The 13,920-nt window shown below is 44.1% G+C and carries 11 protein-coding genes and 2 pseudogenes; 3 read left to right on the top strand and 10 right to left on the bottom strand.

The annotated features are described in order from the left end of the window. The first annotated feature begins 259 nt into the window (after positions 1-259). Both QUA58_RS29360 and QUA58_RS29355 read left to right on the top strand, forming a co-directional pair. The gene (locus tag QUA58_RS29360) at positions 260-619 is read left to right on the top strand and encodes a transcriptional regulator (RefSeq protein WP_333397637.1); all 360 of its coding nucleotides are present in this window, start codon (positions 260-262) and stop codon (positions 617-619) included. Between the two features lie 50 nt (positions 620-669). Beyond that, positions 670-1,110, top strand: coding sequence for a helix-turn-helix transcriptional regulator (locus tag QUA58_RS29355; RefSeq protein ID WP_333257366.1), 441 nt, complete (start codon positions 670-672; stop codon positions 1,108-1,110). Between the two features lie 5 nt (positions 1,111-1,115). Here QUA58_RS29355 and blaOXA read toward each other — a convergent pair whose 3' ends face one another. The 5 genes from blaOXA to rnhA form a co-directional block, all read right to left on the bottom strand. Next, positions 1,116-1,988: a class D beta-lactamase gene (blaOXA, locus tag QUA58_RS29350; protein ID WP_333257364.1), complete on the bottom strand. Its 873-nt coding sequence runs from the start codon at positions 1,986-1,988 to the stop codon at positions 1,116-1,118. Between the two features lie 151 nt (positions 1,989-2,139). Next, complete coding sequence (locus QUA58_RS29345) at positions 2,140-2,553, bottom strand: MAPEG family protein (RefSeq protein ID WP_333397636.1); 414 nt, start codon at positions 2,551-2,553, stop codon at positions 2,140-2,142. A 325-nt stretch (positions 2,554-2,878) separates the two neighbouring features. Further along, a complete protein-coding gene (locus QUA58_RS29340) occupies positions 2,879-3,343 on the bottom strand; it encodes a DUF3037 domain-containing protein (protein WP_333397635.1) in 465 nt (154 codons plus the stop codon). Further along, positions 3,321-4,109, bottom strand: coding sequence for a HipA family kinase (locus QUA58_RS29335; protein WP_333397632.1), 789 nt, complete (start codon positions 4,107-4,109; stop codon positions 3,321-3,323). The genes QUA58_RS29340 and QUA58_RS29335 overlap by 23 nt, the downstream gene beginning before the upstream one ends. Positions 4,110-4,484: 375 nt before the next feature. Continuing rightward, the gene (rnhA, locus tag QUA58_RS29330) at positions 4,485-5,402 is read right to left on the bottom strand and encodes a ribonuclease HI (protein ID WP_333256626.1); all 918 of its coding nucleotides are present in this window, start codon (positions 5,400-5,402) and stop codon (positions 4,485-4,487) included. A gap of 82 nt (positions 5,403-5,484) precedes the next feature. Here rnhA and QUA58_RS29325 point away from each other — a divergent pair, with 82 nt between their 5' ends. Continuing rightward, positions 5,485-10,407, top strand: coding sequence for a CHAT domain-containing protein (locus QUA58_RS29325; protein WP_333397630.1), 4,923 nt, complete (start codon positions 5,485-5,487; stop codon positions 10,405-10,407). A 392-nt stretch (positions 10,408-10,799) separates the two neighbouring features. Here the strand turns inward: QUA58_RS29325 and QUA58_RS29320 are convergent. The 5 genes and pseudogenes from QUA58_RS29320 to QUA58_RS29300 form a co-directional block, all read right to left on the bottom strand. Then, positions 10,800-11,873, bottom strand: a pseudogene (locus QUA58_RS29320) (ISL3 family transposase). A 17-nt stretch (positions 11,874-11,890) separates the two neighbouring features. Beyond that, on the bottom strand, positions 11,891-12,064 hold the full coding sequence (locus QUA58_RS29315) for a hypothetical protein (protein WP_333397628.1): 174 nt from the start codon (positions 12,062-12,064) through the stop codon (positions 11,891-11,893). 17 nt (positions 12,065-12,081) lie between these two features. After that, positions 12,082-13,079, bottom strand: a pseudogene (locus QUA58_RS29310) (IS630 family transposase). 79 nt (positions 13,080-13,158) lie between these two features. After that, complete coding sequence (locus QUA58_RS29305; RefSeq protein WP_333397627.1) at positions 13,159-13,389, bottom strand: hypothetical protein; 231 nt, start codon at positions 13,387-13,389, stop codon at positions 13,159-13,161. A 173-nt stretch (positions 13,390-13,562) separates the two neighbouring features. Continuing rightward, a partial coding sequence (locus QUA58_RS29300; protein WP_333397625.1) for a helix-turn-helix domain-containing protein occupies positions 13,563-13,920 on the bottom strand: 358 nt, incomplete at its 5' end.

Here is a 13,920-nt window from a genome sequence, read left to right as displayed (position 1 = left end):
TTTTTGTCTTAGGTCTAGACTGTAAGCCATTTTTTTATAATTAACTCTTTTTATCGATTTTATCATGATCTTACCTCGGTCTCACATTTATTTGAAATGACTATATTGTCAAAAAAATCCAGTTTTTGCCTCTGGGTCAAGTGGCGCTAATTGGCAGAGCTGTGGTGGATAGATTCGCGGCGGCGGCTGAGGTTTCTGGAGATTAAGGCTGGAGTCGAAATCAATTGGGCACTAAACTGAGTTATGTGTTGATTAAGTGGTGACTCATACTGTGGACGCAGAAGCTAAGAAAAAACTGAGCGAGGTTGTTAAGTTAGCGCGTGGCTCGATGAGTTTGAGCGCCTTTGGCAGATTGTTGGGAGTTTCTGCTGCTTCTGTTTTGTATTGGGAAAAAGGGCAGGTACTCCCGGATACGAAAAATTTGACTCAAATTGCGACAAGAGCAGGCTTTACGATGGAAGAGCTAATGGCTCATCTGGAAGGCAAGCCCATGCGTGAACCCGTAGATACCAACGAGTTGCTTAAGAAAATTCAGTGTATGCCACTGAGTGACCTAGCAGTGATTGTTCGAGCCGGTGTGGAGCGGTTGGCTGCTGCTGCGGTGGCTTCTGGGAATTAGGGCTGGAGTCCAAGTCAATTGGGCAGTAAACTGGGAGTTGTGTTGATCTGGTGACTGATACTGTGGACGCAGAAGCTAGGAAAAAACTGAGCGAGGTTGTTAAACTAGCTCGTGGTTCCATGAGTTTGAGTGCTTTTGGCAGGCTACTGGGAGTCTCTGCCGCTTCAGTTCTGTATTGGGAAAAAGGGCAAGTGCTCCCGGATACGAAAAATTTGGCTCAGATTGCGACAAGAGCAGGCTTCACCGTTGAAGAATTGATAGCTCATCTGGAAGGCAAACAGCCGACTGAACCGATGGATACAAATGATATCCTCAAAAAAATTCAATGTATGCCGATAAATGAGTTGGCAATGATTGGTAGGGTGATGGATAGACTCGCAGCGGCTGCTGAGGCTTCGCATAAGTGTTATGCTCCCTCGAATAAATGGGTGTTTTGGCTATCACCGTTAGCCGCTCCGCTAGCGTTTTTGCGAATATTAGAGAACAAATAACGTACTTACAGCAGCGCAAGATCCTTGAAGCAACGGCGCGTTAACTCGATTCTTGCAGATGCGTCATTTTTGTTGCGGATGTCAATGTTTGTAGCAAAAAAGTAAACATTTTTATCCTTTTCTAAATAACCTACATACCAGCCAATTTGAGGCTTTGTTTGTTCTCCAAAGCCTGCCCAGCCTGTTTTTGCCCTAATTGTGTAATCGGGACTTTGTTCAACAATTATGATATCTTTCACCAGAGACAGCGAGCGATCAGAAAAGGGTAAGTCATTTTTGTAGAGACGGCCCAGAAATTGAATTTGCTCCTTGGGTGTGATTCGCAGTTCTCCCTCTAACCAGAATTTGTCAATATCGTCTTTATTACCGATTTTTTGGTTGCCGTAACCGGCTTTAGCAACCCATTTTTGCATTTGCTCGTGTCCGACTCGGCGGGCTAGAACTTGGTAAAACCAAACGGCGGAAAGTTTGATGGCTTCTCTCATATTCAAGTCTCGATTCCATGCGGGAATTTGCCTTTGAATTCCATCCCACGTTAGCACGGCAATCTCATCTGAAATTACCCCTGTTTCTAAGGAAATCAGAGAGTTGAGAATCTTAAATGTAGATGCGGGTAAAAAAGCTGTCTCGTTACGCTGCGGGTTGTGTTGATAAAGGCGATCGCTGTTCAAGTCGTAAATCGCGATCGAGCCTTCAACTCCTAGCTCTTGAAAGTGCCGTCCAAAATTAATTTTCTCAGCAACATCTCCTCCGCGAGACGGAGACTCTTGCACAGGAGGTGGCACAGTTAAGGCTGATTGCGGTGTCTGAACTAAAACAAAAGTAATGCAGCCTAATACAATTAAAATAACAGCGAGCGCACGAGATATTCTGTTCATAAACTTCGATTAGTTAGCCAAATCACAGGCAGTAATGTCACAGGCGCGATTGACTTGTAAGGTGCGTCTGACTTACGCTGTGTAAGAAACAATTAAGGTTTGCCCCTGACGCAGTCTACTATATACAGGGGCCAATTGCGTAATTTTTCACCTACAAAACTGCCATAATAGTTAAGGCGACTAAACAGCTTAACTGAATTGCCAAACTCACAATCCGAAATTTGGGATCGAGGCCGGCAATGTGAATCGCTGAATGTACAAGCCGAAATAGGATGTACACAACAATCAGCAAATCTACTGCTGTTCCTGAAACACGCCTAACGGTTAGAAGGAAAACAACTCCCAAATACAAAGGCAGGTTTTCTACCAAGTTGGATTGTACTCGAAATAGTCGCCACAGCAAACTTTCATCGTTTTGTGTGCCAAAATCTTTGGGAGAACCGCCGGCAGATAGATGCCGAATCCTGACTGTCAGCAGCATGACTACAATTGCGATCGTCCACAGGATGAAAATTGCTAAACCCCAGAGAGGGAAAGTCATATTTGTCGGTTCAATTTGCATCATCTTTCTACCTTGCGAAACTGTGGTTAAGACTTTAGAAAAGTTATATCAAATCCTGTAGCATCGTTGTGGTCAAATCCCGCCCCCAGTCAACAATCACTGACGATGCAACCAGAATTGATATAATTCATCTGCGTTAATCTGTGTTAATCTGCCCTCATCTGCGGTTAAAAAAAGACAATGTATTAACCGCAGATGACAATGGATTGACGCTGATTCACGCGCTTGTCGAGAAGAGAGATATGAATAATTCGGATATTCTGAGTGTTTTCCGAAATCGATAGATCGCTCACCAAGCTCAAAGCAGCATCTAAGCGACAAGCTGACGCTAACTAGAGTGCGATCGCATCTCCTGAGTGTCAATTCCAACCGCTAGCAACCGAGCGTTTACAGATGGTTTTCGGGTTGACGATCGCACCATTGTATCGAGCAAGTGTTCGATCGCACCCGGTAGACTCTGGCAAAAACCAGTGTGTACCCGCGATGTCTGAACGATCGTACTGCGGGGTGCTACGAGCCAGTGAAAGCGCTCTCTGTGCGGAAGTTGACCGATCGCGCCAGATTCCTTGCCGCCTGCACAAATGATGGGAATGACTGCTAGGTGATTGCGAATCATTTCCAGATCTAAGGTTGAGTCGATCGCCATCAACCGCTGTTCATCAATTTCGATCCGAGCTTCAAGGAATTTTTTCGTACCGCAGGAAACGATCGCCCCGACGTTGATAAACTCCTCGCGATCGACTTTGGGAACGACGCGAACGATCGCATAATCATACAGAAATCGATCGGGCACTAATCGCCTCCTCCAAAAAAATATGTGGTGATTCTAGCCGATTTAGCAGGTACTCGATATAAGCATCCCGATGTTGGTTGCTATCGCTGAAAGGAGAATCTCCCACCAGCCAAGTATCAGGAATTAGTTTAACGATGTTGCGAATGATTTCCGGCGTTAGCCCTTGAGTCATCTTGGAATTTGCTGCTTCCAGCGTACTGGCAAAACGGAGCAGAACGTGGTCTTTGATTGGCGGGAAACGATCGCGGCTGCGCGAGAGATAATCTTTCCAGGTGTGGTGGAAGTAGAGGGCTGCACCGTGATCTATCAGCCAAAGTCGGCGGTGCCATACCAGCATATTTGCATTGCGCGACGTGCGATCGATGTTGGTCACAAAAGCATCGAACCAGACGATTTCTGAGGCCAGATCCGCATCGGACTTCCCCGCTATCGGGTCAAAGGTGATGGAGCCCGGAAGATAGTCGAGGGCGAGGTTGAGGCCAGCACTTGCTCGGATCAAATCTTGAATTTCCGGGTCAGGCTCAGTCCGAGCCAGTTCGGGATCAAGTTCAACAAAGACGAGTTCGGGGATTGGGAGCCCGGAGGCGCGAGCAATCTCTCCCGCCACTAGCTCGGCGATCAGAGATTTGGCTCCCTGGCCCGCACCGCGAAATTTGAGCACGTACATACCATCATCATCTGCTTCGACGATCGCCGGCAGCGATCCGCCCTCGCGCAAGGGAGTGACATACCTGGTAGCAATGACTGTTCGCAAGCTGGGAATCATGCTCTTTGAGATTTGAGATTTGAGATTTTCGATGGGAAATCACTGATTTTATGGGCGTTGCATAATTGCGGGATGATTTTGATTGTTTTGTGGGATCGGCGTCCCGCCCGTCCGCTTTATTTTCAAAGCAGGCGGGACACCTACCCCACAAGAATCATCCTCAAATTGTGCAACGCCATTTTATGAGGGTTTAGAGCACGGGCTTACAGTTGGATTCTTTCTTTTAACTGGGACTGATGTTAAGTAGTTTGTTTAGTAAACTGATGACCAAAAGGACACAACTAATGTTGTGTCCCTACGGAATTTTGCCAAATCTTGCTTTGAGACAGTCATTAGTCATCAGTTATTAATCAACTAATAACTCATGACTAACCACTAATCAGTTGTACTAACGTGGTCGATTCTCTCTAATTGCCAGAGAATTTGGTTGCCTTCGCGCCGCACCCGCGAAACTACCCAATTTCGCCAAACCCAGTTGTCTCCACGACTGGTGACAGCGCTGGCATTTACATCCATCAAATCAGCCAGTTCAGAACTGGTAATCAAGTAGCCTTTCGTCGCAACCTCGTCGGCTATGTGCAAGGTTTCGATCAGATTGCGGAGGTCCTGAACCCTCACCTCGCGGGGCAAGTTCTCCAGGGTATCGGCAGTTGAATCCATCATGGTAGAGTTGGAGATCGGAAGGTCAGAAGTTATGACATAGGATTCTATCGTTTTGTTACCAGTTGCGTCCGTTTCTTCCGAAACAATTGTGTTTTCCGAACCTAGAGGCGGTGTGGCCGCGCTGACAAAAGAGCTCGCCTGAGTCTCGCCTACAGTTGGTTTCTGCTGTTGCAGTTCGGGAGTGAGATTGTGCGAGAAGCTGCGGGCAATTTCATCGCATCTGTCGTTGTAGAAGTCGCCGGAGTGGCCGCGGACGTGTTCCCACTTGATTTGCCGGGAATTCAGCTTGTCTAGCAGGTGCCAGAGGTCTTGGTTGACAACATCTTTGCCCGTTGAGGTTTTCCAGCCTTTATTTTTCCAGCCTTGAATCCATTTAGTGATGCCGTTTTTAACGTATTCGCTGTCCGTGTAAACGGTGACTGGTTCGGTTTGACCGGAATTGGCAAAAAATTCGAGAACAGCGACGGCAGCCTGCATTTCCATGCGGTTGTTGGTAGTTTGGGGGTCTGCACCTCCGAGTTCGTGACACTTGCCGTCGGCGAAACAAACTACTGCACCCCAGCCACCTGGGCCTGGGTTGCCGGAACAGGCGCCGTCTGTGTACAAGCTTTTGATTTGGGGAATTGTCATGAGCGAATTAATGTGTTATTTAGAGGTAAGTTGTTGGCTGGTGCCATAATTGAGGGGAATAGCGATAGTTTTACTTGCTGCCATGAAAAACGCCAACTTAAAGATTAAAAAGGTCGGCTTATTTATTTGTCCGTTTTCTTTGTTAATTTTTAATACTTTCGCGCAAGCACAGCCGATAGTCCCTGCTGCTGATGGTACGGGCACTGCTGTCACCCGCAGCGGCAACCGCTACGATATCAACGGCGGCAGTTTGTCGGGAGACGGGGCGAATCTTTTTCACAGTTTTGGGCAGTTCGGCTTGAATGAAGGTCAAATAGCTAATTTTCTGACAAATTCGGCTATTCAGAATATATTAGCTCGAATTGCTGGCGGGGACGCTTCGCTAATTAACGGTTTAATTACTGTCACGGGCGGCAATTCTAATCTTTTTCTAATTAATCCTGCGGGGATTGTGTTTGGCCCGAACGCGAGTTTGAATGTGCCGGGGGCTTTCACTGCAACTACTGCTACTGGTGTCGGTTTTGGTTCAAATTGGTTTAATGCTGCGGGTACAAATAATTTTAGCGCCTTGGTGGGTACGCCCAATGCTTTTTATTTTGGTGCGGCTGTACCGGGAAGTATTGTTAATGCTGGCAATTTAGCTGTGACTCCGGGGCAAAATTTGGCTTTGCTTGGCGGTACGGTTGTTAGTACCGGGCAGTTGTCGGCCCCGGGTGGGCAAATTACTGTGGCTGCTGTTCCGGGAGATAATGTTCTCCGCATTAGTCAACCGGGGCATTTGTTGAGTTTGGAAATAGCAACGGGCGGAAATTTTGGTAATTCTCAACAGACTTTGAATCCTGTTTCTTTGCCACAATTGCTGACAGGTACTGGACAAAATCAGGCGGCCGGTGTTGCGGTTGCTGCTGACGGTTCTGTGCGGCTTGTGGGTTCGGGTTGGCAGGTGAATTCTGGGGATGTGGCGATCGCTGCTAATGTGTCTGGGCTGCCACAGTTGAATGCGGGAAGTGCGAATTTATGGGCTGCGGGAAATCTCACGTTAGCGGGCGCTAGGCTGCAAACTACGGGGGATTTGAGTTTGCTGGGCAGGGATGCGGTGCGGGTCAGGGACAGCGCCGAGAATCCGTTTTTGGCGCAGGCTGGGGGGAATTTATACATTCAGGCCGATCGCACTATTGATATTCTCACTCAAAATGCCACGGGCGGCTTGTCTCTTCCCGCACAATTTCAAAGCGGTGGCAATTTGAGTTTAGTTAGCAACGGCGTGATTTCGGGGGATACTCACTTTGCTTCGAGGGGCAATTTTTCGGTGCGCAATCTGTCAGGAATGCCGGGAAATTTTGTGAGTTTATTTGACCCGATTATCAGTTCGGAAAGAGATGTTTTCTTAGGAGATTATACTGGTGTTTCGCTGAAAGTGGAAGCGAAGGGCAGCATTGTTGCTGAGAGTATTACAATTACCGGCCCTGATCTTGCATTGCTGCGGACGGAAAATCTGAATCCCGACGATCCAGATATTGTTATTTTAACCACCAGTCCGGCTTTAATTCTGCGGGCGGGATTACGAGATTTGGCAAATCCCCTTAATATTTCTACTGACAATTTGGGTGACGATGGAGCTTTCAGTTCAGTGTCGGTTTTTCCCAGAGGTTTTATTTATGTGGAAGATAATATTTTTGCAGGCGGGCCGGTGATTGCTTCGGCACCGGGAGATGTGGTAACTAGAGAGATTAACGGCGGTAGCATTACTCTCACAAGTACCGCAGGGGCTGTGATAGTTGGGGGTAGATTGATATCGGGTTCGACTATTGATATTGAAGCTGCCAACAATATTTTGACAAGTGACATTTCTCGTGGTGGTATCAACGGCAATATTACTCTGACTTCTGGGGGTAATATAGTAACGGATAGGATCAATAGTGGGACGAATGGGAGGATCGCACTTACAGCAGCCGGCAATATAAATTTTGGGAATTTGCAGGGTTCTCAAGTTAATATTACCAGCAACTCCGGGGCTTTGGGAGTTTTGACCGATCCGAATATAATTATCCCCAATACAACACCCGCCAATATTACAGCCACCGAAAATCTCACTTTGGCAGCTTCGGGCGACTTAACCGTAGGGAACCTCACGGGTGCTACTCTCAGGGCTAGCAGCAGCAGCGGAAGCGTCGTTACGGGTACGATCGCCACTACGGGAGATGTCAGAATTTTAGCAGGACAACAAATCAACACGGGAGCGATCGCTGTTAATCCTTCAGCCAATCAAGTTAATCCTGCGATTCCCACAGTCAATTTGGACGCGCAAACTAATATTAACGTGGCATCGATTGATGCAGCCGCCGCCAGCATTGCTTTGAGAGCTTCTAGCGACTTAACTGCAGGGAATTTGCAGGGTGCGGCAGTTGATGTTAATAGTGATGGGGGAAATATTGCGATCGGCAATACTGCATCAACTGGAAATATCAATTTAAGAGCTGCGGGAAATGTGAACTCAGCAAATTTGCAGGGTGTAGGAGTTAATATTAACAGCAGTGCGGGGACGATTGGAGTTACCAGTGCCGCCGCCACCAGTAATGTAAATTTGACAGCTTTGGGCAATATCAATTCAGGAATTTTACAGGGAAGTGATGTTTCAGTTAATAGTAATGCTGGAAGTATTCAAACTGCAAATGTTACGGCCGGTAACGGTGTGAATTTGAGAGGTTCTGGCGATGTCAATGCGGGAAATTTGAGGGGAGTTGCGGTTGATGTTGGCAGCAATGTGGGGAATGTGAGAATTGGGGATGTTAACGCTACAGGAAATATCAATTTGGAAGCCGCTCAAAATGTGAATTCGGGAAATTTGCAGGGATCTGTAGTTGATTTAGTGAGCAGCCGGGGAAATGTCAGCACTGGCAATATTAATGCTTCATCAATTGTGGATATTTTAGCGGGAGGGCAGATCGGAACAGGGGCAATAAATGTTAATCTTGTTGTGCGCGATCGCGCTCCGGCTGTAAATATTAACGCTCAAAATGATATTAGCATTGTATCGGTGAATGCTCCGGGCGCTCAAGTTGATATCGCAACTCCGGGTTTGGTGCGAGTGACTGGTACTTTTGACCAAAACGGCACTCCTGTTAGTGTCTCGACGCTTGGCCGCGTTCAACCGGGTACAGTCAGGATCGCCCACGGGGGCGGCGATGTCAATCCGCCAACGCCTTTTGTGGTGGGAGATGCGACGACGAATGGTACTGCTGGGGCGATCGCCAGCAATGCTTTGGGTACGATTACTCAGCGGCAATCTTTCATAAATTCTTACACTCAAGGCAATAGTGCGATCGTCACTACAAATCAACCCGGAATAACTCCACCCGGAATAACTCCACCCGGAATAACTCTACCCGGAATAACTCCACCCGGAATAACTCCACCCGGAATAACTCCACCCGGAATAACTCCACCCGGAATAACTCCACCCGGTACAACTCCACCCGGAATAACTCCACCCGGTACAACTCCACCCGGTACAACTCCACCCGGTACAACTCCTCCGCCACCATTGCCCAGCGGTAGATTTCCATTAGATAGTAACCGGGTTTTTCCCGCTCCGAACCAACCCTTTAGTCGCGAACAGCGGCAGAACCAAAACAGAATATCGCGAGATATAGGAAAACCTGGAGAAAGGATGCCCCCCGAAAGAATACAATCTCCGAGAGGACTGAGAAATTTTATCAATTCAAACATCAGAGATTCAGTTATTCAGTCAGCATTTCGCGGCGGCATCGGCAGGAATTTGGAGGCAGGCCAAATATCAGCAGCTTTGTCTCTACTGGACAAATCTTTCAGCCAAGAATTCGCGGAATATTTAGACATCAACATCAGCGACGAGTTGGTATCCCCAGAGGAAATTCAAAAAAAATTAGCATCCGTGGGCGCACAAACCGGCACAAAACCTAGCTTAATTTATCTGTTCTCGCAGCCCGAAGAATTAAATTTAATGCTGATCACTTCTTGCGGTGAAGTGGTTCACAAAAGTGTACCGGCTGCGAACCGGGCAGAACTGCTGAAAGTAGTCACTCAGTTCAGGGATGAGATTACCAAACCGGGGGTGCGGGCTACTACGAGTTATCTACCATCTTCCCAACAGCTTTATAAGTGGATGATTGCGCCTTTAGAGGACAGTTTGAAAAAGTGCGAAACGGATACTATTTCCTTTGTTGTCGATCGAGGTTTGAGAGGTATGCCCTTTGCTGCTTTGCATGACGGACAGCAATTTTTGGTGGAAAAGTACAATCTCAGCCTGATGCCCAGCATTAATTTAACAGATACTCGCTACGTAGATCTCAGAAATTCTCAAGTTTTAGCAATGGGTGCCTCGGAATTTTCCGAGTTGAATCCTTTGCCAGCAGTTCCTGCTGAAATAGCCGCTATTTCCCGAGAGTGGCCGGGAGTTAGTTTTCTGAATGAGGATTTCACTTTGGAGAATTTGAAGCGACAGCATCAAAGCCGACCTTTTGGGGTTATTCACTTAGCTACTCACGGTGAATTTCGCCCTGGAGCACCAAATAATTCTTTTATCCAGTTGTGGAATAGTCGGCTGCGACTGGATCAATTGCGGGATTTGAGATTGAATGATCCGCAGGTGAATATGTTAGTTTTAAGTGCTTGTCGGACTGCGGTGGGAGATCCACAGGCGGAGTTGGGTTTCGGGGGTTTGGCGCTGCAAGCGGGGGTGCAAACGGCTTTGGGAAGTTTGTGGTACGTGAGTGATGAAGGTACTTTGGGATTGATGAGTGAGTTTTACCAGCAGTTGAAGACGGCCCGAATTAAGGGGGCGGCGCTGCGACAAGCGCAAATTGCGATGTTGCGGGGAGATGTGCGTTTGGAGGGTGGCCGATTGCGGGGTTTGAGTCGGGGTGAGGGTGTGGAGTTGCCGGCTTCGCTGCAAGGTTTTGCGGATTTAAAGTTGTCGCATCCTTATTATTGGTCGGCTTTTGTGATGATTGGGAGTCCTTGGTAATTGGTGATTAGTGATTAGTGATTAAGTAAGTCGGGGGAAATATTTACAAGTATGTCAATCAGTAATATTACTCAAAAAAACTGCTTTTTTAGGAGTGGAAAATTCACGATTTTAGAGAGAGTAGGTATAATCCCACATTCCGCACCCCAACTGTCACATAGGGTGTGGGTGGACTGAATCTACCCCAACAATGGTGATAACTGCAAGATATCTTCAGTATAAATACTTAAAAGAGTGGCATTCGAGACACGAGTTTACATTTAAGTTGAGCCGTTGGTATAAAATCATCTGCTGAGACATCTCAAAACCTGAGTGGCCGTCACCATCACCAAAAAAAGTATCCATATCAGTGAATAAAAACGGCTCTCCTGAACTTATGGTTATAATTTTATCTAATCAGAGAAGCAAGCTAATACGCGATTTCTAAAATTATTAAAATTAGAAAAGCCATATCCTTGCCGCATTATCAACTTGATTCGATTGTTGATTCCTTCCATGACTCCACTTGTTGTGCGATTAAGAAAGTAATTGCAAATACCCTCAAAATGATTCTCAATTGTTAATACAGATTCTCTCAAAAATACTTGTGCATGATTTAGCCATTGTTTGATTTTTTTCTGCCCTTTTTTGACGGTAAAATTAGTCTCATATATTTCTCTAAAGTTTTATTTTATCTCATAGGCAATTCTCAAACATTCTGATTTACCTAGTGTCAATTCTAATTTATTAATCTGCTCTGAATTTAAATTAACTCGATTACTTAATAATAAATATTTACTTTGCCTATCTGTTATTCCGGCTGCTCTACGTAATTTATTTAAGTCTTTATTAACTACTTTCATTACATGGAAACTATCAATGATAACTTGAGCATTTGGAAATACTTTTTCAATGACTTTAGGGAATCCTCCCCACATATCAACACTCACTTCCTCAACTTGTTCACGAACCTCAATTGCTTGTGTAATAAGGACTTCAATGATTTCTTCGGATCGATGAGAATCAATCATCTCAATTAAATTACCTTCCGAAATGTCACTAACAACAGTCACAAAATTTCCTTGACCTTTCCGCATACTTATCTCATCGATAGAAATTCGTTTAGCCTGTGCCCAATTTGTTTTTTTTTGAATTTTATTTATTTGATCAAATATTTCTTTTATTTCGTGATAACTCAGTCCTTCTTCTCGTCCAATTTGCTCCATGCTAGATTGTTTGACACGCTCATAAATATTTTGTTCGTATCGTTGAGTATGCCGTCTTTTGATGTCCAAAAAATCTATTTTTTCTGTGGGATATCGTTGGCAATTGGGACAATAAAACTGCCGTCGTGGGATTTTTAAATACACAGGACGACCAAACACTGGTAAATCTCTTACTAAGATTGGTCGATTCTGATGCAGGGTAGTGCCATGAAGGAAAGGATGGAGTAAACTTAAGCTAAGTAGGTCGGCGGAAAAATCCATAAGTATGTAACAAAATATTAAGTCTGGTGACGGGACTTGAATTTAATACGTTGTGTTGGGTAATCTCCTCTTTTTCCTCTAGCTTCTACTCCGTCAATTACGGCGTAAGCGAGTTCTAATTCATCCTCAAACATTTGTCCGACTAATTCATCTTCTTTAATGTGTTGCCACTCTAATTCAATTGGGTTCATTTCAGAACAATAAGTAGTTAATCAAAATTAATTACATAATTATCTCCAAAATTTTTAAGAATTATTTCGACAGATGAAACAAGAGATTGCCAGCTAGAGTAGGCATCTATTTCGAGCCATTCATATTTTATAAACCGCCACCAAATCTCAATTAAATTTCATTCAGGTGAGTAAGTCGGCAATTCAAATATAGTTAAGCCACGTTCTTTCCATTCTTCAATTTTATCTAAAATGGCATTGCTAGTATGAATAGAAGCTTGATCTACCACAATAAATGTTGGTCGCTTTACCACAGCAAAGAAAGTATCTATACAGGCTATGATCACATCAGAATTAATTGTCTGCTCTGAAACATAAGCATGAAGAATGTTTTGCCGATTCATGATTCCTAAAACATTTAAACGCTTAGTTCTACGACTATCAATTGACAAATATTCACCAATATCTTGCCATCCATAAGGGACACAAGGGATGCCACAAAATCCGGACTCATCCAAATAGTATAAATCAATTTTTCCCTCATCTTCTAGTTGTTTTAATTCTGACAATTTTTGTTTTTTTTCTTTGTATTCTATGGGGTCTGGCTTTCCCCCAACACCTCGACGCATCCTAGGCCAACTCATATTTTTTTTTTGATTATTCTCTTAATTGTTTCCGTACTTGTATTAATAGACCATTCTTTTTTGATTTTTTGTACTACTTGCTTTAATTGTTTTGGTTGCAATTTTACCCAATCTTTAATTTGAGCAGATTCTGCCGAATTAAAGGTTTTTTTTCTGCCTCTACCTGGTTTATTGTATAATCCGAGCATTCCCTTATTTTCCCATCGATTCAACCAATTATACATAGTCTTATAACTAATTTTAAATATTTTCAGCAGTTTTTCATTTTTGAAGTCTTGTGAAACCAAAATTAAAAACTGTGCTCTTTGGCGCACTTGATGATGTCTGCTTTCGCGATAAATTCGATTTAGCAATTTCAACGAAAGTGGATTGATGTCTCGAAGTAAAAACATATAAAATCTCCTTGAATACGATTCGATATTTTTAGTATATCATATTAGTTGGTTTGTGTAATTAATTTTGTTGAGCTACTTATTTGGGTAAGAAAAAGATATATAAACCCTGACTTTCCCACTTTGACCATAACTGTTTAACCTCGTGACATCGGTGTATTGGACCGTTGTCTTGTACAATAATTCTAATCCGTTTCATTTGGGCCGCTTCTTCTGCTTCTTTCTCCATCATCTGAATATAAGCTTTTCGATCAAAACCTCCAATTACCAAACCATATACAAAGCTACTTAAAGGTTTAAAAAGCCCCACAATACTTAATCTACGACCTCGATTTTTAGTTTGCTGTATCCGTTTTTGTTAACATTTTTTGTAATATGTATAACTTGGTTTACTCCACGCACAAAATCCTGATTCATCTAAATATTTTAAGTCGATTTCTCCGGCTGCCGCTGCTAATTCCAGCATATCTAGGTCTGATTGCTTTATTTCTCGTTGTTTGGGGTCTTGTTTTCCTTTATGACTTGGACTAGCTCTTTTCCAAATGATTCCTTTTTTTTTAGTACCCGTCTTAGTCGGTCTGGACTTAATTTAATAGAGCGCTCTTTTTCTAATTTATCAGCTAATTGAAAACTGTTATATGTACGTGGTTCTTTTTTTAAGCATTCTGACAAAAACTCTATATCTTCTTCTTTCCATTTGGCTTTTACCCCTCGACCTGGTTTTTCCCAAAGGCTTTCTATACCAAATTCTTCCCATTTATGTAAGGAATGAAAATTTAATAACATCAGCGATGTATAATAAGTAAATGAGTGAATATAAATAGGTTCATGTTTCGGTAGG

The sequence above is a fragment of the Microcoleus sp. N9_A1 genome (assembly GCF_036701795.1).
Lineage (GTDB): Bacteria > Cyanobacteriota > Cyanobacteriia > Cyanobacteriales > Microcoleaceae > Microcoleus.
The sequence above is the reverse complement of the archived record's forward strand: the minus strand, read 5'-3'. Positions and strand labels throughout refer to the sequence as shown.

Coding starts and splice junctions, on each gene's coding strand:
- blaOXA (WP_333257364.1), bottom strand. CDS start 1,988: ATGAACAGAATATCTCGTGCGCTCGCTGTTATTTTAATTGTATTAGGC.
- QUA58_RS29345 (WP_333397636.1), bottom strand. CDS start 2,553: ATGATGCAAATTGAACCGACAAATATGACTTTCCCTCTCTGGGGTTTA.
- QUA58_RS29335 (WP_333397632.1), bottom strand. CDS start 4,109: ATGATTCCCAGCTTGCGAACAGTCATTGCTACCAGGTATGTCACTCCC.
- rnhA (WP_333256626.1), bottom strand. CDS start 5,402: ATGACAATTCCCCAAATCAAAAGCTTGTACACAGACGGCGCCTGTTCC.
- QUA58_RS29325 (WP_333397630.1), top strand. CDS start 5,485: ATGAAAAACGCCAACTTAAAGATTAAAAAGGTCGGCTTATTTATTTGT.
- QUA58_RS29315 (WP_333397628.1), bottom strand. CDS start 12,064: ATGAACCCAATTGAATTAGAGTGGCAACACATTAAAGAAGATGAATTA.